Origin of the sequence: Acidovorax sp. A1169, from assembly GCF_030704685.1 — a bacterium.
In the GTDB taxonomy this organism is placed as follows: domain Bacteria; phylum Pseudomonadota; class Gammaproteobacteria; order Burkholderiales; family Burkholderiaceae_C; genus Acidovorax.
Genome location: NZ_JAUZDX010000020.1, coordinates 92,342 through 112,606, shown reverse-complemented (window position 1 = coordinate 112,606; position 20,265 = coordinate 92,342). Strand labels below are relative to the sequence as shown.

Genomic DNA, 20,265 nt, shown 5'->3' with positions numbered 1-20,265 from the left:
AGGGTCATGCGGGCGCCAGGTAGCGCTCTGCCAGGCGCACCCAGTAGGTGGCCGAGGGCGCCAGGATGGCGTCATTGAAGTCGTAGTACGGGCTGTGCAGCGAGGCGCCGTCGCCATTGCCCACGAAGACATAGCTGCCAGGCCGCTGGAGCAGCATGAAGGCGAAGTCCTCGCTGGCCGTGCGCGGGCGAAAGCCGGCGTCCACGCGCGCGGCGCCGAAGGTGTCCACGGCCACGCTGCGCGCCAGCGCCGTCTCGGCATCGTGGTTCAGCACCGCGGGGTAGCCCGGGCGATACTGCACCTCGGCCGTGGCGCCAAAGCTCTCGGCCTGGGACCGCGCGATGGCCGGAATGCGCTCCTGCAGGGTCGCCCGCACCTCGGGCTTGAAGGCCCGCGCCGTGAGTTTCAGTTCCACGCTCTCGGGAATCACATTCGGGGCGGCACCGCCGTGGATCGAGCCCACGGTGACCACGCCCATGTCCAGCGGATCGACGTTGCGCGAGACCACCGTCTGCAGCGCCGTGATGATGTGCGCTGCGGCCACCACCGGGTCCACCGTCTCGTGCGGCGCAGCGCCGTGGCCGCCCTTGCCGCGCACGGTGATGGTGATCTGGTCCACCGAGGCCATCGCCGGCCCGGTGACGCAGCCGAAGTGCCCCGCGCCCACGCAGGGCCAGTTGTGCAGGCCGAACACCGCATCGCAGGGAAAGCGCTCGAACAGACCCTCGGCGATCATGCGGTTGGCGCCGCCGCCATGCTCCTCGGCGGGCTGGAAGATCAGGTTCAGCGCGCCGTCGAAGCGGCCCGACTCGGCCAGGAAGCGCGCCGCCGCGAGCAGCACCGTGGTGTGCCCGTCGTGCCCGCACGCATGCATCACGCCGGCGTTTTCGCTCGCATAGGGCAGGCCCGTGGCCTCGGTGATGGGCAGCGCGTCCATGTCGGCGCGGATGCCCAGCGACTTGCCACTGCTGCCACGAAGGAGCCGGCCCACGACGCCCGTGCCGGCAATGCCGGGGGTCACCTCGTAGCCCCAGGCCGCCAGGCGCTCGGCCACGATGGCGGCGGTGCGGTGCTCCTGGAAGGACAACTCCGGGTGGCGGTGCAGGTCCTGGCGCAGGGCCTTGAACTCGCCGATGAAGGCAGCGATGCCCTCCTCCACGCGCGCCACATCTTCAGCGCCGACCGCAGGCAGTGCGGCGCCCATCAGGCGACCTTCCTGTCGGTGGCGCCCAGCCCATCCACAGCCGTATACCGGCTGGCCTTGCGCGGCAGGCCCAGGTGGTCGCGCAGCGTGGCGCCGGGCAGCGTGCGCTCATAGCGGCCACGCGCCTCCAGCACGGGGATCACATGGGTCACGAAGTCTTCGAGCCCCTGCGACAACACCGGGAAGCCGAGGATGAAGCCATCGGCTGCACCCTCGTCCACCCAGCGGATGATCTCGTCGGCCACCCGCTCGCCCGTGCCCACGAACTGCGAGCGCGGCGTGGCCGCCTCCAGTGCCACCTGGCGCAGCGTGAGGCCGCGCTCCCTGGCATCGGCCTTGATGCGGTCGGTAGTGGAGCGGAAACTGTTGCGCCCGATCTCGCCCAGCTCGGGGAAGGGCTCGTCCAGCGGGTACTGGCTGAAATCGTGGTGGTCGAAATAGCGGCCCAGGTAGGCCAGTGCCTCTTCCACGGTGAGCAGTTCGCGGATGGCCTGGTACTTGGCCTCGGCTTCCTCCTGCGTGGCACCCACCACCGGGCCGATGCCCGGGAAGATCTTCACGTCGTCTCCCTGGCGGCCCTGCGCCACCGCGCTGGCCTTGACCTGGCGCAGGAAGGCGCGCGTGGCCTCCAGGTTGGGCGAATGCGTGAACACCGCGTCGGCGTACTTGCCCGCCAGGCCCACGCCCGCATCGGACGAGCCGGCCTGGAAGATCACCGGCTGGCCCTGCGGCGAGCGCCCGATGTTGAGGGGCCCCGCCACCTGGAAGAAGCGGCCCTTGTGGTTGAGCGTGTGCAGCTTGGCGGGGTCGAAGAACTGGCCGGTGGCACGGTTGCGCACCACGGCGTCCTCGTCCCAGCTGTCCCACAGGCCCTGGGTGACCTCCAGGTACTCGTCGGCGATCTCGTAGCGCAGCGCGTGGTCGGGGTGCTGGCGGCTGTAGTTGCTGGCCGTGCCTTCGAGCGGTGTGGTCACCACGTTCCAGCCCGCGCGGCCCTGGCTGATGAGGTCGAGCGATGCGAACTGGCGCGCCACCGTGAACGGGTCGCTGTACGAGGTGGAAATGGTGCCTGCCAGCCCGATCTTGCTCGTGGCCACGGCCAGTGCCGAGAGGATGGAGATGGGCTCGAAGCGGTTCAAAAAGTGCGGGATGGACTTCTCGTTGATGAACAGGCCATCGGCCACGAAGGCGAACGCGATGCCGTTGGCCTCGGCCTTGCGCGCGGTGTCGATGTAGAACTGCAGGTTCACGCTCGCGTCGGCCGGGCCGGCGGGGTGCTTCCATGAATTCATGTGGCCGCCTGCGCCGTGCAGCATCAGGCCGAAGCGGATGGGAGAGCGGACGGGGGTTGGGTTGCTCATGCTCTTTCCTTCTGGGGCGGGGGTCAGGCTTCTGAGGTCTGCAGGGCACCGGCGAGCAGTTCCACCGACGCGAGGCGCTCGGCAAAGCCCGTGACCGGGGTGTCAACCACGAACTCCTCGATGCCGTAGCGATCGGCCAGCGAATCGAGCGCATGGCGCACGAAGGTCTGCGAGCCCGCGATCACATGCGGGCGGGTTTCTTCGAGGCGGTAGTCGCTCACGCCGGCCTGGCGCGCGAATTCGGCAGCGGCTTTTTCATTGGACAGGTTCACACTCTGGCCGGTGGACAGGTGCAACTTGAACACGCGCAGCGCACCCACCAGGCGCTCGGCCTCCTCCTGCGTATCGGCCACAAAGGCATAGAGCGCCAGCAGCGGCGCACGGCCTGCGGCCTCGCGGTAAACCTGCACCGAGCGCTCGATGTTGACCGGGTCGCCATTGAAATGCCCGGCGTAGACGAACTGCCAGCCATGGCGCGCGGCCAGCGCGGCACTGTCGGGGCTGCCACCGAGCAGGAAGCGTTCGGGCAGGCTCGGTGGCTCGGGCAGGGCCACGGCGCCGGCCAGCGGGTGGTCGGCGGGAAGGGTGCTGGAGACAAAGGCATCGAGCTCGGCCAGTTGCACCGCAAAGTCGGCCTTGCGCACCGGGTCGCGTGCGGCCTGCAGCGCGCGGGTGGACAGCGGCAGGCCGCCGGGCGCTTTGCCCACACCCAGGTCCACACGGCCCGGTGCCAGCGCGGCCAGCAGCTTGAAGGCCTCGGCCACCTTGAAGGGACTGTAGTGCTGCAGCATGACGCCGCCTGAGCCCACGCGGATGCGCGAAGTGCGCGCCAGCAGGTGCGCGACCAGCACCTCGGGTGCCGAGCCCGCCAGGCCCGGGTTGCCATGGTGTTCGGCCACCCAAAAGCGGCGGTAGCCCAGTTGCTCGGCGCGCTGCGCCAGCGCTACGGTGCGCTGCAACGCCTGGGCCGCCGTGGCGCCTTCAGGAACAGGGCTCTTGTCGAGCAGGGACAGGGCATAGGACACGGTGGGGGCGATTCGCGCATGGATGAACAATGCTGCAAATTCTGTGGCCCCGGGCCGGCGCGCGTTGCGCTAACTTGTCATATCGATATGCGGACAAAAGGCGCCCCGGCCCTTTGCCCGCCTGGCGTGCGGAGCCGGCTGCGGGCCCGCGCACGCTGCCGTATCAAGGCCTCTGCATGGTGCAACTGTGGGGCTGCTGGGCCTTGGCTGGGGCGATCTGGCGCACCACGCGAAAGCCGTAGCCCGAGCCTTCGACGTCGAACTTGACGCCGGGCGCGCCCTTCTTGTCCATCACGCCCACCACCAATGCCTGCTGGAACTGGTGGTCCGCCGCGCGCATGCTGCCGCCCTGGCCCGAGAGCTGCACGCTGGCCTTTTCCATCTGCCGCGCCACGGCCACCGGATCGGTGCTGCCCGCGCGTTCGATGGACTGCGCCAGCGCCTCGACCATGAGCTGCATGCGCATGTGCACGTAGTCGTCCTGGGGCTTGGGAAAGCGCTCGCGGAAGGACTGGTAGAAGGCCTCGCTGGGCGCACCCGGCACGTTGGGCAGCCAGTCGGCCACGGCCACCACCTTGCCGATGCCTGCGTCGCCGATGGCGGCCGGTGCCCCGAGCGCGTTGCCGTAGAAGGTGTAGAAGCTGCCTTCGTAGCCCACCTCGCGCGCGGCCTTGACCAGCAGGGTGAGGTCGTTGCCCCAGTTGCCGGTGACGACGGCCTGCGCGCCGCTGGTCTTGATCTTCACGGCGTAGGGCGCGAAGTCCTTCACGCGGCCCACGGGGTGCAGCTCTTCGCCGACCACGGCCACGTCAGGGCGCTGGGCCGTCAGTTGCTTCTTGGCCTCGCGCAGCACGGCCTGGCCGAAGCTGTAGTCCTGGCCGATCAGGTAAACGCTCTTCAAAGCCTTGTCGTCGCGCATCACCTCCATGAGCGCGGCCATGCGCATGTCGGCATGGGCGTCGAAGCGGAAGTGCCAGAAGCTGCACTTCTCGTTGGTCAGGATGGGGTCCACCGCCGAGTAGTTGAGGAAGATCACGCGCTTGTTCGGCTCGCGCTCGTTGTGTTTGTTGATGGCCTCGATCAGCACTGCGGCCGTGGCCGAGGAGTTGCCCTGCAGGACGACCTGCGCGCCGTCATCGATGGCCGCGCGCAGGGCCGACAGGGCCTCTTCGTTCTGGCCCTTGCTGTCGTAGCGCTCCAGCGCCAGCGGGCGCGGACCGCCGGCGCTGGCCGGCAGTGCCACGCCGCCGCGCGCGTTGACGCGCTCCATGGCCCAGTAGATGTTGCGGTAGACGGCTTCGCCGGTGTTGGCAAAGGAGCCCGAGAGGCTTTCGATCAGCGCCATCTTCACGGGCTTGGCGGGTGCCGTGGCGGCAGCCGGGGCCGCTGCCTGTGCCCAGCTGCTGGAGGCCGGTTCCAGCGTGCAGGCCAGTGTGGCGGCGACGGCCAAAACGGAATGACGTAATGCCGCAGCGCCTGATTTCAAGCCCGCGAACCGCAATTTATTCATGCTCTTTTTCCCCTTGAAAACCCGCGCGGCCGTACACAAGTTCTGTCCATGCGGCGACCACGTCGAGAGCCGCGCAGTGTATAGGAGTCCTTTTCATGATCTTCGCCCCCGTCGCCCGCCGTTCCGCCTTCAACAACGCCCCCCGCTCTGCCGATGTGGCCTTGCAGCGCTTTTTGCTCGGCAGCTTTGCCAATGCAGCGCCCGCCCGCTCTGCCGGCGTGACCGTCACGCAGGACGACAAAGCCACCACCTTGCAACTCGACGTGCCCGGCCTGGCCCGTGAGCAACTGCAGATTGCCATCGAAGGCAATGTGGTGCGCCTGTCCAGCGTGGAAGGCGCCCCCCGCCAAGTGCAGCGCGCCTGGGAACTGGCCACTGACATCGATGCCGCGGCCAGCAGCGCCAAGCTCGAAAACGGCGTGCTCACGCTCACCCTGGTGCGTGTGGAACCCGTCAGCAAGGCCACCACGCTGAGCATCCAGTAAGTACACGGCGCAGTGGAGCGCGGCCTGACCGCCGCGCTCTGCCTGCCCGTGCCGGCTGTCCCCACGCGGCAAAGGCCTTCCCGGCCACAGGGCTGCATCGCCCCTCTCCTTTCTCGCGCGCCGAACCGCAACGGTTCATTCAGTTTCCGTAAGCGCGCATCCCCGACAGCACCAGCACCGCCAGCCCCAGAAGGCACGACACGGCCTGCCAGAACCGCACCGGATTGCGCTCTACCAGCGGTGGCGCGCGCAGGCGCTGGAACTGCGCGCCAGGCGATTGCAGGTCGTACAGGAACTCGGACACCGCCTCCTGGCGTTTGGATGCCTCGGGTTGCAGGGCTTTTTGCAGCACCCCATCGAGCCAGGCCGGCAGCCCGGGCCGCAGATGGCGCACGGGCACATAGCGCAATTGCTTGAGCTCTGTCGGTGAACGCAGGCGCACCACCTGCAGGCCATAGGGCAACTGGCCGGTGAGCATCTGGTAGGTCAGCACCGCCAGCGAGAACAGGTCCGAGCGCGCATCCCCCTCGCCACCCACGAAATACTCGGGCGCGGTGTACTGCAGCGTGCCGGCAATGCTGTCCGCGCGTGCGCCGGACGTGCCCTCGGCCAGGCCCGCCACGTGCGCCGATCCGAAATCGATGAGCTTCACGGTGCCGCTGCGGTCGATCATCAGGTTCTCGGGCCTGAGGTCCTGGTGCAGCATTTCGCGCGCATGGAAGGCGTGCAGCCCCTTGCCGATCTGGGCGACGAGGCTGCGCACGGCATCCAGGTCTGGCAAGGGGTGGTCGGTCATCCACTGGGTGAGGGTCTGCCCATCCACGAACTCCATGGCCACATAGACATGCTGGCGTGGCCGCTCGCTGCCGGCTGCGCGCAGCACGTGCGGGCTGTGGATGCGCCGCGCCACCCACTCCTCCAGCACAAAGCGGTCCAGGTAGTCCTTCTCGGTGGCCAGGTCCACTGAAGGGGTCTTGATCACCACCTGCTGGCCCGTGGCATCGTCCACGGCCAGGTGCACGTGGCTGCGCGAACTCGCATGCAGTTCGCGCACGATGGTGTAGCCCTCGAAGCCCATGCGCGGCGAGAGCGGCGGCGGCAGGGACAGCCCCTCGCGCTGCGGCGGCAGGTGTGCCAATGCCCGGTCCTCGGGCAGCGCGTCGATGCGCAGCAACTGCACCGTCAGGTCGTCGGTGGCCCCGCGCGCCTGGGCAGCGGCGACCAGCACCCGCGCCGCCGCATCGAAGTCATCCGCGCACTGCGCAATGGCCGCGTGCACAGCGGTCGCATCCAGGTGCATGTACGCCCCGTCGGTCGCCAGCAGGTAGACATCACCCACCTCGGCCGGCAGGCTGCGGTAGTCGATCTCCACGTTGGGCCCCATGCCGAGCGCCCGGCCCAGGAAGGATTCGACCGAGGACAGGTGCACGCGGTGGTCCTCGGTCAACTGCTCCAGGGCCGTGGCGTGCACGCGGTAGATGCGCGCATCGCCGACGTGCAGCAGATGCACCTCGCGGCCCTTGAGGATGAGCGCGCTGAAGGTGGTGACGTAGCCCCGGTCCTTGTCGAAGCGCGCATGGCTGCGCATGGTCTGCGCATGCAGCCAGGCATTGGTGGCGCCCAGCACGCGCTGGGCCGAACGGCGCACCGACCAGGCCTCGGAGGTGGCGTAGTAGTCTTCCAGGAAGCCGCGCACCGCCGCCGCACTGGCCTCCTGGCTCACGGCGCTGGAGCCTATGCCATCGGCCAGCGCCAGCGCAATGCCCTTGGTGCTGCGCAGCGGCCCCACGGGCAGCATGGCGCCATGGAAGTCCTGGTTAACGTGGTTGTCGCCCTTGCGCCCGGCCTGGGAATGCTGGCCGAGCGTGGCGCACAAGGCGCTGTTGGCCATGGCTTGGGGCTTATGCGATCTTGCGCTTGGGGCCGGTCTTGTAGTGCGTGGCGTACAGGGTCGCGCCCACGAAGGTCAGGCCGCCGACCAGGTTGCCGAGCACCGTGGGCAGCTCGTTCCAGATCAGGTAGTCCATCAGCGTGAACTTGCCGCCCAGCATCAGCCCCGTGGGGAACAGGAACATGTTGACGATGGAATGCTCGAAGCCCATGTAGAAGAAGATCATCACCGGCATCCACATGCCGATGGCCTTGCCCGAGACGGTGGTGGACATCATCGCGGCGACCACGCCGGTGGAGACCATCCAGTTGCACATCACTGCGCGCACGAACAGCGTGAGCATTCCGGCTGCGCCGTGGGCGGCGTAGCCCACCGTGCGGCCTTCGCCGATGTGGCCGAGCTTCTCGCCGACGGCATTGGGCGCCTCGCTGAAACCGAAGGTGAAGATGATGGCCATGAACACCGCCACCGTGAGCGCGCCCGCGAAGTTGCCCACGAACACCAGGCCCCAGTTGCGCAGCACGCCGGCCCAGGTGGCACCGGGGCGCTTGTCGAACACGGCCAGCGGCGCCAGCGTGAACACGCCGGTCAAAAGGTCGAAGCCCATCAGGTACAACATGATGAAGCCCACCGGGAACAGCATGGCGCCGATCAGCGGGTTGCCGGTGTTGACCGTGACGGTCACGGCGAACGCGGCCGCCAGCGCCAGGATGGCACCGGCCATGTAGGAGCGGATCAGCGTGTCGCGGGTGGACATCAGGAGCTTGGATTCACCGGAATCGACCATCTTGGTCACGAACTCGGCGGGGGCGAGGTAGGCCATTGCACTTCCTTTGGGACGGGGAGACTGGCATGCTTCCCAAGGGGTCCACCCGGGGAAGCGCGCAAGAAGAAGAGGAGGAGGAAAAAAGAAAACGGCGTCCGCTGCGCCCCCATACAGATGGGGAACGCAATGGACGCCGTTATCCTCGGATGCGCGATTCCTGGGCCTGCGGGCAACCGCAGGCGGTGGATGGCAGGCCGCCGTTAGCCCGCCATCCAGGCTATTCCATGCAAGTTCCGTACCCTCATTGGGGCAGTCCATGGCTGCCTTGTGTCCCGCATTCTGTGCACACCTGCCGCCGCGGCCAGCGGATGGCATCAAGCCGGTGCAGTCAAGGCACCAGCATGGATCAAACGGGCTTGTCGCCCTTGCGGTCGGGGTGGGCGAACGCCAGGTCGGGCAGGGACAGCGTGGCCTCAGCCACGTCGAGCAGGCGGCGGTTCTGGTCCATCGAGGTTTTTTGCAGCACGCGGAAGGCGACTTCCTCGTTCATGCCCAGGCGGGCCATCAGCACGCCCTTGGCGCGCTCGATCACCTTGCGCTCATTGAGCGTGCGGCGGGCGGCTTCGAGTTCGGCCTCCATGCTGGCCATGCGTGCCGACTGGGCCTGCAGCAGGTCCAGCAGCGATGCCGATTCACCCGCATGCGCGCTGGCGGCCTGCTCGGGCACGGCCTCGGGTGCGATGGCGATGTCGAAGAAGCGGTCCACCGCGTGCGTGCGCTGCGGCGGGTTGTCGCGCAGGCCGCGCAGCAGGCCCCTGGAATCCTGCAGGTCTTGCTGGGCTTCGAGGATGCGGGCCGCGCAATCTTCGCGCAGGCGCTGCACCAGCTCGACCTGCAGCTGCCACAACGCGTTGATGCGCTCGGTGGACACGTCGAACCAGGCGTCGCTCAGGTTGCTGTCCAGCGCCGCACCGGGGCGGGCCACGCACAGCGTGCGCCGCAGGCGCTCCAACTGGGCCATGCCCGGGGCCAGTTGCTGCTGCTCCCAGCGCGTGCGCAGGGCCGGGTCGGCAAATTCTGAAAACACGCGCAGGCTGCGCTCCTGCGCATCGATCAGGTGCAGCACCCGCTGCTGGTGCGCGTCGCTGCCCAGGCCGGACGCAAAGAGCAGCGCGCCCATGGCCCGCTCCTGGCCTGCTTCTTCCTGCGCCTGCACCAGGTGCAGCAGGGCCACGAGCTGGCGCGAGACACTGGGCAAAGCGGCCGCATCGGCCACGTGGAAGACCAGTTCGATCAGCCCGGCGATCAGGTGGCTGAACGCGGCAATCGAGTCGTGCGCCGCCATCGCCTGCTTGTCGATCTGGCTGCGCAGCGCGGGCAGCGAATCGAGCCCCAGCAGCGCCCACGCCATCAGCGACAAGGCCTTGGCCGTGGCGCCCTGGGCGGGCTCGACATGCTGGGCAAACTCCGCGCGCAGCTTGGCTTCGAGCAACACCACCTCCTGCACGATGCGGCCACGCAGGTCGGCAAAGCGCTGCGCCTTGGACGCCAGGTACACGCCCGATGCACCGCGCTCGCGCTGCAGGCCCTCGATCAGCTGGCCGACCACGTCCACCAGCGCGGCCCGGCTGGCCAGGTGGTGCACCGCATCGATCTCGAGCTGGCGCGAGCGCAGCACGAGGCTGGAAACGGACAGGGGCGCGGCGGCCAGATCGGGCATGCGGTGACTCCGGGATTCAGGATACGCAGATGCTAACCCCGCCAGACGCCGCCCAAAGCGTTCAAGCCACTGCCACGCTGATGCGACCGCCCTCAGCGCGCACGCCGTGCGCCTGCACCGAATGCTCGGGCGCCTCCAGGCATTCGCCGGTGCGCAGGTCGAAGTGGTTCTTGTACAGCGGCGAGGCGACCACGACACGCTCGCCCAGGTTGCCGATGAGCCCGCGCGACAGCACGCTGGCGCCCGACTTGGGGTCCACGTTGTCGATGGCAAAGAACTGGTCGCTGCCGGTGCGGAACACCGCCACATGGCGGTCGGCCACCAGCGCGCAGACGCCGGTGCTGGGCAGGATGTCGTCAACCGCGCAGATGTCGGTCCAGGCAAGGGGGTCGGTGCTGTTCATGGGAAGTGCGCTCATGTTCTTTGCCTTTCAGGCTGCCTGGCGGATGGGGATGACTTTGGCGCTGCGCTCGTCCGCCCGTGCCGGACGGATCTGGCCACGCTCCTCGACGAAGAGCACGTTTTCGTCGGCCTTGTCGCTGTTGACGAAGGAGCGAAAGCGCTTGCGCGTTTCGGGGTCGGTGATGGCCGTCTTCCACTCGCACTGGTAGGTGTCCGCCACGTGCTGCATCTGGGCTTCGAGCTCGGCGCACAGGCCCAGGCTGTCCTTGATCAGCACGTCGGTAAGGTAGGCCAGGCCGCCTTCGAGGTTCTCGCGCCAGGTGCTGGTGCGCTGCAGCCGATCGGCCGTGCGCACGTAGAACATCAGCACGCGGTCGATCATGCGCACCAGGTCTTCCTTGGTGAGGTCGGACGCGAACAGCTCGGCGTGGCGCGGCTTCATGCCGCCGTTGCCGCAGATGTAGAGGTTCCAGCCCTTTTCGGTGGCGATGATGCCGATGTCCTTGCCCTGCGCCTCGGCGCATTCGCGCGTGCAGCCCGACACGCCGAACTTGATCTTGTGCGGCGAGCGCAGGCCCTTGTAGCGGTGCTCCAACTCCACGGCCAGGCCCACGCTGTCGCCCACGCCATAGCGGCACCAGGTCGAACCCACGCAGCTCTTGACGGTGCGCAGCGATTTGCCGTAGGCATGGCCCGACTCGAAGCCGGCGGCGATCAGTTCCTCCCAGATGGTGGGCAGTTGCTCCACGCGCGCGCCGAACAGGTCCACGCGCTGGCCGCCCGTGACCTTGGTGTACAGGCCGTACTTCTTGGCCACCTGGCCCACGGCGATCAGGCCGTCGGGCGTGACCTCGCCGCCGGGCATGCGCGGCACCACCGAGTAGGTGCCGTCCTTCTGGATGTTGCCCAGGTAGTAGTCATTGCTGTCCTGCAGGCCGGCAAGCTCTTTTTTGAGCACGAACTCATTCCAGCAGGAGGCGAACACGCTGGCCGCCACGGGTTTGCAGATGTCACAGCCCATGCCCTTGCCGTGCTTTGCCATCAGGTCCTCGAAGCTCTTGATGTTGCCCACGCGCACCAGGTGGTAGATCTCCTGGCGCGAGTACGCAAAGTGCTCGCAGATGTGGTTGTTCACGGCCATGCCGCGGCGCGCCATCTCGGCCTTCATGACCTGGGTGACCAGGGGCACGCAGCCGCCGCAGGTGGCGCCGGCCTTGGTGCAGGCCTTCATCTCGGCGATGGTGCAGGCGCCGTTGCCCACGGCCTCGCAGATGCCGGCCTTGGTGACGTTGTTGCACGAGCAGATCTGCGCCGTGTCGGGCAGCGCGTCCACGCCGAGGCCGGGCTTGGCCTTGCCGTCGCTGGACGGGAAGATCAGGAACTCGGGGTCCTCGGGCAGCGTAATGCCGTTGAGCGCCATCTGCAACAGGGTGCCGTATTCGGTGGCGTCGCCAATCAGCACCGCGCCCAGCAGTTGCTTGCCGTCCTCGCTGATGACGATCTTCTTGTAGATCTGGCGGCGCTCGTCCACATACTGGCAGGTGCGGCTGTGCGGCGTTTTCGCATGCGCGTCGCCGATGCTGGCCACGTCCACGCCCATGAGCTTGAGCTTGGTGCTCATGTCTGCGCCGACAAAGGCGGCATCGGCATCGCCTGCGATGTGGCGGGCGGCCACACGGGCCATGTCGTAGCCGGGCGCCACCAGGCCGAAGGTCTGCTCGTTCCACGACGCGCATTCGCCGATGGCGTAGACGTCGTGGTCGCTGGTACGGCAGGCGCTGTCGATGGCCACGCCTCCGCGCGGGCCCACGGCCAGCAGGGACTGGCGCGCCAGGTCGTCGCGCGGGCGGATGCCGGCGGAGAAGACGATCATGTCGGTCTCCAGCCAGGTGCCGTCGGCAAACACCATGCGGTGGCGCGCGCGGGCGCCATCGGTGATCTCCTGGGTGTTGCGGCCGGTGTGCACCTGCACGCCCAGTTCCTCGATCTTGGCGCGCAGCACGCGGCCACCGCCTTCGTCGACCTGCACGGCCATGAGCCGCGGGGCGAACTCGACCACGTGGGTCTCAAGGCCCATGTCGCGCAGCGCCTTGGCGCATTCCAGGCCCAGCAAACCACCGCCCACGACCACGCCGGTCTTGGATTTGGCGCCTGAGGCCAGCATGGCCTCCAGGTCTTCGATGGTGCGGTAGACGAAGCAGTGCTCGCGGTCGCGCCCTGGCACCTGGGGCACGAAGGGGTTGGAGCCGGTGGCCAGCACCAGCTTGTCGTAGGGCAGGACCTCGCCCTCGGCCGTGGTCACGGTGCGCGTGCGGCGGTCCACCGAGGCGGCGCGCGCCGCGAGGCGCAGCGTGAAGCCGGTGCGCTCGAAGAAGCCGGGCTCGACCAGAGAGAGCTCATCGGCCGAGGTGCCGCTGAAGAATGCGGAGAGGTGCACCCGGTCGTAGGCAGGGCGTGGCTCTTCGCAGAGCACGGTGACTTCGACGCCGGTGATGCCGGTCTCGGCCAGGCTTTCGAGGAACTTGTGGCCGACCATGCCGTGGCCAATGAGAACGATTTTCATGCTTGCTCATCCTGCAAGGACCCGGGGAACCAGTTCGAGGGGTGCAGGATGTGCCATGCCTTGCGGCACAACGCACCCTCCGCGGAACCACGGGCGTGGGTTGGAACTACCAAGCAGCCAGCTGCGTAAGCCGCGGCTCGCTCGGGTGTTCCGCCATCATTAGCGGAGGGGTTGTTATCAGTGCGCGGGCAGCTTTACCGGCGGACAGCTCAGTTCAGCAATAAGCGTGCCGACTCTTTTTGCGGGTGCAACCCTGCCGCAGCGCTGGCGCGGCGCCGCGGGGCGCCTCGCTGCGGTGCAGCATGTCACCAATTTGGGGCGTAGATGGAGCAGTTCCCCGCCCTGCCCCGGTGCCACGGCACCGGGGAGGCACATCACTCGTGGCGCAGCGCGTCGATGGGGTCCATGCGCGCTGCCCGGCGCGCAGGGAAGTAGCCGAACACCACGCCGATGCCGGCCGAGAACACGAAGGACATCAGGTTCACGCCGGGGTTGAAGAGGTAGGGCACCCCCATCAGCACCGACAGGCCCAGCGAGGCCGCCGTGGCCAGCACGATGCCGATGAGCCCGCCCAGTGCGGCCAGCACCACCGCCTCGATCAGGAACTGCAGCAGCACCTCGCGCTCGAGCGCGCCGATGGCCAGGCGCAGCCCGATCTCGCGCGTGCGCTCGGTCACGCTCACCAGCATGATGTTCATGATGCCGATGCCGCCCACCAGCAGGCTCACGGCAGCCACCGCACCGAGCAGCGTCGTCAGGACCTTGGTGGTGCCCGAGAGCGTCTCGCCCAGCTGCTTGGTATCGAGCACGTTGAAATTGTCCTCGTCCGAATCCGAGAGCTTGCGCAGCTCGCGCAGCAGTTGGGTCAGGCTGGCCTTCACGCGTTCGGGCTCGCTGCCGTCCTTCATCGACACCAGCAGGGTGTTCACACGCGTGTTACCGGTCACGCGGCGCTGCAGGGTGCGCAGGGGCACCAGCACGGTGTCGTCCTGGTCGTTGCCGAAGGCGCCCTGGCCCTTGGAGGCCAGCACGCCCACCACCTCGCACGAGAAGGCCTTCACGCGCAGCTGCTCGCCCACGGCATCGCGCGTGCCGTAGAGCTCGCGGCGCACGGTCTCGCCGATCACGCAGACCGCAGCACCGGCACGCAGCTCATCGTCGGTGAATTCGCGGCCGATGCGCAAGGTCCAGTTGCCCGTCTGCAGCCAGGCATTGGTGCTGCCGATGATGCTGGTGGCCCAGTTGCGCCCGCCCGCCACCACGGTGGCTGCCGCGCGCGACTCGGGCGCCACGGCCAAAACGCCGCCGATCTGCTGCGCGATCGCATCGGCATCGGTGTCCTTGAACGCCGCCCCGCCCGCGCCGCCGCCCGGCCCCATGCGCTGGCCAGGGCGCACCTGCAGCAGGTTGGTGCCCAGGCCCGAGATCTGGTTCTGGATGGCCAAGGTGGCGCCGTTGCCCAGCGTGACCATGGTGATCACCGCGCTCACGCCGATCACAATGCCCAGGATGGTCAGGAACGAGCGCATGAGGTTGCGCCGTATGGAGCGCAGCGCCAGGAGAATGGTGCTCAGGAACATCAGTGCACCCCCACCAGAGGCTGCGCTGCGCCGGGCACGGCGGCCCCACCCTGCGTGCCCGTTTCACGCAACAGGCCGCGCGGATGCGGGTTGGGTACATCGCTGTCCACCACGCCATCGACGAAGCGCACGATGCGCCGCGCGTACTCGGCCATGTCGCTCTCGTGCGTGACCATGAGCACGGTGATGCCCTGGTCCACATTCAGGCGCCACAGCAGCTCCATGATCTCGTGGCTGCGCTGCGTATCGAGGTTGCCGGTGGGCTCGTCGGCCAGCAGCACGGCGGGCTCGGTGACGATGGCGCGCGCAATCGCCACGCGCTGCTGCTGCCCGCCCGACAGCTCGGCCGGCGTGTGGTGCTCCCAGCCCTTGAGGCCCACGGCAGCCAGCGCCCTGGCCGCCGCCACACGGCGCGACGCCGCAGGCTCGCCCCGGTACAGCAGGGGCAGCTCCACGTTCTCCTGTGCCGAGGTGCGTGCCAGCAGGTTGAAGCCCTGGAACACGAAGCCGAAATAGCGCCTGCGCAGCCGCGCACGCTCGTCGCGCTGCAGCGCCTCCACGTGCACACCCTTGAACAGGTAGTCACCCGTGGTGGGCCGGTCCAGGCAACCAAGGGTATTCATGGCCGTGGACTTGCCCGAGCCGCTGGGCCCCATGATGGCCACGAAGTCGCCCTGGGCGATGTCCAGGTCCACCCCCTTGAGCGCCTGAAAAGCCAGCGCGCCCTCACCGTACACCTTGGTGACGCCACGCAGGCGTATCAGCGGCATGCCGCCCGTGCCACCAGTGCTGCCTGCGGCCGTCATCGCGCCGCCCCGTTGCTGCGCTGGTCGGTGATCACGGCCATGCCGGGCGTGATGCCCTCGCCGGTCACCTCGGTCATGCGGCCGTCGCTTATGCCCACGCGCACCTGCAGCGGCTGCGCCGCGCCGTCCTTGAGCACCCACACCTGGCGCATCTTCGCTGCCGCGTCCTCACCGGGCGGCCCGCCCGCACCCGCGCCCGCACGGCGATTGCCCCCCTGGCGGGGCATGCGCGGCATGAGCTGCCCCAGGATGCCTCCACCCTGTGCCGACGCGGGCTTGGCGCCCGCCGCCGGGGGAGCGCCAGCGGCGCCGCCCGCCGCAGGGGCTGCCTGCGCCGGCGTGAAGCGCAGTGCCGTGTTGGGCACCAGCAGCACATCATTGCGCTCGGTGGACGTGATGGTGGCCGCCGCCGTCATGCCGGGGCGCAGGCTCATGTCGGTGTTGTTCACCTCCAGCCAGGTGATGTAGGTGACCACGTTGTCCGTCTTGGTCGAGCCGAAGGAAACGCGCGTGACCGTGGCTGGGTAGCGCCGCGAGGGGTAGGCGCTGACGGTGAAACTGGCCTTTTGCCCCACCTGCAGCGAGCCCACGTCGGCCTCGTCCACGCTCACGTCCAGGCGCAGCCGGGTAAGGTCTTCTGCCACGGTGAACAGCGTCACGGCCTGCAGCGAAGCGGCCACGGCATTGCCGGGTTCCACCGTGCGGGTGAGCACCACACCATCGATGGGCGAGCGGATCGAAGCCTTGGACAGGCTGGTCTCATCGGTGGACAGGGCCGCACGGGCATCGTCCACGGTGGCGCGGGCGCTGGCCTCGTCGGCGCGCGCACGCTCCAGCGTGGCGCGGCCCGTGTCCAGCTCGGCAGCCGAAGGCACCTTGCCGCCCGACAGGCGCGCCACTTCTTCCAGACGGCCCAGACTTGCCAGCGCCTCCTTGGTGGTGGCCGCGGCCTGTGCCTGCCGCGCCTGCGCGGAGGCCAGCGAGGCGCGCGAGCGCAGCACCTGCGCATCGAGCTTGGCGGTGTCCAGCTCCACCAGCACCTGGCCCTTCTTGACCTTGTCGTTCACGTCCACCATCACCTGGCGCACCGTGCCCGACAGCTCGCTGCCGATGGTCACCAGCCGCGTGGGCTGCAGCGTGCCATTTGCCGAAACGGACAGCGTGAGGTTGCCCTTCCTGACCTCCTCCGTCACATAGACCGGTGCTGCACTGGCCTGCTTTTGCACCTGCCAGGCGTAGATGCCGGCCCCCGCCAGCGCCAGCGCCGCAACGCCCAGCCACAGCGAGGTGCGCCGGTACCAGCGGCGCGGTGCATCCCCGCCCAGCAGGGCCTGCAGGTCGGCCGGGGCACTGGCCCCGGTGGTGGCAGCACGGGGCTGCGATTCCTTGGTGTTGTCGGTCATGGCAATCGGCTCGGGTGAAGACTGGAAAGAGGTCGCTGCCGGGTGTCCGTGCGCCTTGCGCAGGAACCTCCATGGGGCAGCAGGAAATGAAACGCGGTACGGCTAAGAGCGGATAACAAAACTCAGCGAAGCGGTTCCGGCTAGGCGCTACACGTCAGACACATTGCAGGCAGTACGGTAGTACGACAAGACGCAGCAACGACGCCAGAAGAGTTTTGTTAGCCGCTCTAAGGCGCTTGCCAGCCGCCGCCCAGCGCCTTGTACAGCCGCACATGGTCGGCGGACAGGTTGGCCACCGTGGTGGCCACGCCCTCCTGGGTGGACAGCAGCGTGCGCTGGGTCTCCAGTACCGACTGGAAGTCGATCAGCCCGCTGCTGTAGCGCTGGCGTGCCAGCAACTCGGCGTTGCCGGCGGCATCGGCAGCGGAGCGCAGGCGCACCAGGCGCTCGCGGTTGCCGCGCAGGGACACCAGCGCATCTTCCACATCCTTGAGCGCCGTGAGCACGGCCGCCTCGTAGGCGATGCGCGCCTGCTCCAGGCTGGCCTCCTGCGTCCGCACCTGGGCGCGCGCGGCACCGCCGTCGAGCAGCGGTACCGAGATGCTGCCCAGCAGCGAGGCGGCCACGGCACTACCGCCGCTCAAGGCCCCCAGCGTGAGGGCGCGCAGGCCCAGCGATCCACTGATGCCGAAATCCGGGTAGCGCGCCGCATCTGCCTGCGAGACGCGGGCCAGCGCGGCAGTGATGCGCTGCTCGGCGGCGCGCACGTCGGGCCGCTGGCGCAGGGTTTCGGCGGGGATCGCCATGGCCAGTTCATCGGCGGGCTGGGGCACGGCCACGCTGGCGGCCAGTTGCGCATCGAGCGCGGCCGGCGCCTGGCCCGTCAGCACGGCCAGGCTGTGGCGCGACTGGGCCAGGCTGGCTTCGAGCGCGGGGATCTGGGCTGCGGTCTGCTCCGACGCCGCACGCGCCTGCTCGGCCACGAGCGAGGTGGTCAGGCCCGCCTGCAGGCGCCACTGCGTGATCTGCAGCGTCTCACTCTGGCTGGCCAGGTTGCTGCGCGCGATCACCAGGCGCTGCTGCAGGCCGCGCAGCTCGATGTAGTTCACCGCCACCTCGGCCGCCAGCGACACCTGCACGTCGGCCAGGCTGGCCTCGGCAGCGCGGGCATCGGCCTCGCTAGCGTTGACCCCGGCGCGCACGCGGCCGAACACATCGGGCTCCCAGCTCGCATCGAAGCCCACCTGGAAGTTGTTGCCGGTACCGCTGTTGCCCGAGCGGCTGCGCTGCGCCGAGGCCGAGGCGCCCACCTGGGGCGACAGGCCGGCGGCCTGCACGTCCACCTGGGCGCGCGCCTGCCGCAGCGCGGCCTGGGCCGTGCGCACGCTGGTGTTGGCCGTGAGGGCCTGTTCGACCAGCGCGGTCAGTTGCGGGTCACCCAGGCGCTGCCACCACTGGGCCAACGAAGTGGCCGTGACGCCAGACGCAGCCGTTGTGCCGGCGGCCCATGCCGTGGGCACGGGTGTGTCGGGCAGGCGGGCGTCCTGCGGGGCCATGCTGGCGCAGCCGGACAGGGCCGCAGCCAGCGCCAGCATGGCAAAAGGCACGTCACGGCCCAGGGGCCGCGACGGCGCCCGGCCGGAGGCTGCAGGGAAAAGGAAGGACAGAAGTTTCATGGATGCTCAGGGTGCGCTCTCGCTGGTGCTGCCATTGTGCAAAACCGATCCGTCGCAATGACTGCCAACGTGTGAACCCCAGGTAAAGAATCGACACAAACCGGCGCCGCATGCATGCGCGCCCCGGCCTTCCACCCCCTATCAACCATCCCGTCGAAGCGTGCTTTTTTTGCACACAGGGGCACGCCAACAATTTTTGTACATAGACAATCAATGCACTCATTTGACAAATACAGGTGAAATCAAGAAACTGAATCACCTCAATGAACGACCTCTGAAGCCCATGCAGCGACTCACCGACTACACGCTCTACGCGGATGCCCAGGCCCATTTCTCGCCCGACCGGCTGTGGGAGCTTTTCGATGGAAATCGCGAGCGGTTCAACATCGCCCACGAGTGCGTGGACCGGCATGCGGGGGCCGGCCGCGATGCGCTGGTGGTGGTGCACGCGGGCGGGGAGGACGAGGTCATCACGTACGCGGAGCTCGCGGCGGACTCCTCGGCGTTTGCCCACTACCTGGAGTCGAGCGGCATACAGGCCGGGGACCGCGTGGCCATCATGCTGGAGCCCTCGCGCGCCTTCTACACGGCCATGTTCGGGGTGATCAAGCGCGGGGCCATCGCCGTGCCGCTGTTCACGCTGTTCGGCCCCGACGGCGTGCGACTTCGCGTCAACGACTGCAAGCCGGCCATGCTCGTCACCAACGAGCACAAGGAGGAAGTCGCCCGCTCCATCGACGGCCTGCAGGTGCTGGTCTTCGACGCGGGCTTCTTCAAGCGCCTGGCCGACTTTCCCACGGTGTACGAGGCCACATCCCGGGCCGACGACCTGGCCGTCTTCCAGTACACATCGGGTACCACGCGGGAGCTGCCCGAGGCCGTCGGGCACACACACAAGGCGCTCGTGACCCTGATGGTCGCGGCCCTCTATGGCACGGGGCTGCGGCCCGGGGACCGGTTCTTCTGCCCCTCGTCACCGGCCTGGGGCCATGGCCTGTGGCATGGCACGCTCGCGCCGCTGGCGCTGGGCCTCACGGTGGGGGCCTACAGCGGGCGCTTCAATCCCGAGCGGCTGCTGCAGGCCCTGTCGCAGCACCGCTTCACCAACATGTCGGCCGCCGCCACGCACTACCGCATGCTCAAGAACTGCGGCAAGGCGGAGCAGTACGCCTTCCATTTCGAGAAGCTGTCCTTCACGGGCGAGCCCATTGACGACGACACGGCGGACTACGTGCGCCAGAAGTTCGCCCTGGAAGTCTGCAGCATGTACGGCACCACCGAGATCGGGGTCGTGCTGGCCAGCTACCCCGGCGCTGCGGATTTCCCGGTCAAGCGTGGCTCGCTGGGCAAGGCCGTGCCCGGCACCCGGGTCGAGGTGCACGACGCACAGGGCCAGGTGTGCCCCGTGGACGTGACCGGCCAGCTGATGGTGCTGCGCCGCGGCGAATGGGTGCCCACCAAGGACCTGGGCCGCATCGACAGCGACGGCTACTTCCACCACGGCGGGCGTGCGGACGACGTGATCATCTCGGCCGGCTGGACCATGAGCGCGGTGGAGATCGAGAACGTGATCCTCATGCACGGCGACGTGCTGGAGGCCGCCGCCATCGGCGTGCCCGATGCCGTGCGCGGCCAGGTCGTCAAGGCCTTCGTGGTCAGCGCGCGGCCGGCCAGCGAGGCGTTTTCCCTGGAGATCCAGGAGCTCGTGAAGACCAAGCTGAGCCAGCACGAGTACCCGCGCCACGTCGAGTTTTCGCCCGAGCTACCCAAAACCCCCGCCGGCAAGGTGCACCGCAAGGTGCTGCGCGAGCGCGAGGCGGTAGCTGCGGCCGCTGCCCTTGCCTCTGCGGCATCCCTTTCCACAGCCCACTGA

At 68.5% G+C, this 20,265-nt stretch carries 15 protein-coding genes; 2 read left to right on the top strand and 13 right to left on the bottom strand.

Annotated features, from left to right (window positions below; all coding sequences use genetic code 11):
• Positions 1 to 4: 4 nt before the first annotated feature.
• The 4 genes from QYL93_RS25620 to QYL93_RS25605 all read right to left on the bottom strand — a co-directional run bounded on the left by QYL93_RS25620 (position 5) and on the right by QYL93_RS25605 (position 5,100).
• The gene (locus QYL93_RS25620; RefSeq protein ID WP_305746309.1) at positions 5 to 1,204 is read right to left on the bottom strand and encodes a M20 aminoacylase family protein; all 1,200 of its coding nucleotides are present in this window, start codon (positions 1,202 to 1,204) and stop codon (positions 5 to 7) included.
• Positions 1,204 to 2,565 (bottom strand): LLM class flavin-dependent oxidoreductase, encoded by a 1,362-nt coding sequence (locus QYL93_RS25615; RefSeq protein ID WP_305746308.1) that lies wholly within the window; start codon positions 2,563 to 2,565, stop codon positions 1,204 to 1,206. The genes QYL93_RS25620 and QYL93_RS25615 overlap by 1 nt, the downstream gene beginning before the upstream one ends.
• Positions 2,566 to 2,588: 23 nt before the next feature.
• Positions 2,589 to 3,590, bottom strand: a complete 1,002-nt coding sequence (locus QYL93_RS25610; RefSeq protein WP_305746307.1) for an LLM class flavin-dependent oxidoreductase — start codon at positions 3,588 to 3,590, stop codon at positions 2,589 to 2,591.
• Positions 3,591 to 3,753: 163 nt separating this feature from the next.
• Positions 3,754 to 5,100: a branched-chain amino acid ABC transporter substrate-binding protein gene (locus QYL93_RS25605; protein WP_305746306.1), complete on the bottom strand. Its 1,347-nt coding sequence runs from the start codon at positions 5,098 to 5,100 to the stop codon at positions 3,754 to 3,756.
• Between the two features lie 95 nt (positions 5,101 to 5,195).
• Between QYL93_RS25605 and QYL93_RS25600 the strand changes: the two genes are divergently transcribed.
• Positions 5,196 to 5,585 carry an Hsp20/alpha crystallin family protein gene (locus tag QYL93_RS25600; RefSeq protein WP_305746305.1) on the top strand — a complete coding sequence of 130 codons (390 nt, stop codon included), beginning with the start codon at positions 5,196 to 5,198 and terminating at the stop codon, positions 5,583 to 5,585.
• A gap of 139 nt (positions 5,586 to 5,724) precedes the next feature.
• Here the strand turns inward: QYL93_RS25600 and QYL93_RS25595 are convergent, their stop codons facing one another.
• From QYL93_RS25595 to QYL93_RS25555, 9 genes are all read right to left on the bottom strand, one after another.
• Positions 5,725 to 7,476 (bottom strand): bifunctional protein-serine/threonine kinase/phosphatase, encoded by a 1,752-nt coding sequence (locus QYL93_RS25595; RefSeq protein ID WP_305746304.1) that lies wholly within the window; start codon positions 7,474 to 7,476, stop codon positions 5,725 to 5,727.
• Between the two features lie 10 nt (positions 7,477 to 7,486).
• On the bottom strand, positions 7,487 to 8,299 hold the full coding sequence (locus QYL93_RS25590) for a formate/nitrite transporter family protein (protein ID WP_305746303.1): 813 nt from the start codon (positions 8,297 to 8,299) through the stop codon (positions 7,487 to 7,489).
• Positions 8,300 to 8,648: 349 nt separating this feature from the next.
• On the bottom strand, positions 8,649 to 9,962 hold the full coding sequence (locus QYL93_RS25585; protein ID WP_305746302.1) for a nitrate regulatory protein: 1,314 nt from the start codon (positions 9,960 to 9,962) through the stop codon (positions 8,649 to 8,651).
• A 61-nt stretch (positions 9,963 to 10,023) separates the two neighbouring features.
• On the bottom strand, positions 10,024 to 10,380 hold the full coding sequence (nirD, locus tag QYL93_RS25580; protein ID WP_305746301.1) for a nitrite reductase small subunit NirD: 357 nt from the start codon (positions 10,378 to 10,380) through the stop codon (positions 10,024 to 10,026).
• Positions 10,381 to 10,392: 12 nt separating this feature from the next.
• Positions 10,393 to 12,927, bottom strand: coding sequence for a nitrite reductase large subunit NirB (gene nirB, locus QYL93_RS25575; RefSeq protein WP_305746300.1), 2,535 nt, complete (start codon positions 12,925 to 12,927; stop codon positions 10,393 to 10,395).
• Positions 12,928 to 13,301: 374 nt separating this feature from the next.
• Entirely contained in the window at positions 13,302 to 14,507 is a 1,206-nt protein-coding gene (locus QYL93_RS25570) for an ABC transporter permease (RefSeq protein ID WP_305746299.1), read from the bottom strand.
• A complete protein-coding gene (locus QYL93_RS25565) occupies positions 14,507 to 15,313 on the bottom strand; it encodes an ABC transporter ATP-binding protein (RefSeq protein ID WP_305746298.1) in 807 nt (268 codons plus the stop codon). Before QYL93_RS25565 ends, QYL93_RS25570 begins: the two co-directional genes overlap by 1 nt.
• On the bottom strand, positions 15,310 to 16,716 hold the full coding sequence (locus QYL93_RS25560; RefSeq protein ID WP_305746297.1) for an efflux RND transporter periplasmic adaptor subunit: 1,407 nt from the start codon (positions 16,714 to 16,716) through the stop codon (positions 15,310 to 15,312). Before QYL93_RS25560 ends, QYL93_RS25565 begins: the two co-directional genes overlap by 4 nt.
• A gap of 227 nt (positions 16,717 to 16,943) precedes the next feature.
• Positions 16,944 to 18,311 carry an efflux transporter outer membrane subunit gene (locus QYL93_RS25555; RefSeq protein ID WP_305746321.1) on the bottom strand — a complete coding sequence of 456 codons (1,368 nt, stop codon included), beginning with the start codon at positions 18,309 to 18,311 and terminating at the stop codon, positions 16,944 to 16,946.
• A gap of 364 nt (positions 18,312 to 18,675) precedes the next feature.
• Here QYL93_RS25555 and QYL93_RS25550 point away from each other — a divergent pair, with 364 nt between their 5' ends.
• Positions 18,676 to 20,265: an acyl-CoA synthetase gene (locus tag QYL93_RS25550; RefSeq protein ID WP_305746296.1), complete on the top strand. Its 1,590-nt coding sequence runs from the start codon at positions 18,676 to 18,678 to the stop codon at positions 20,263 to 20,265.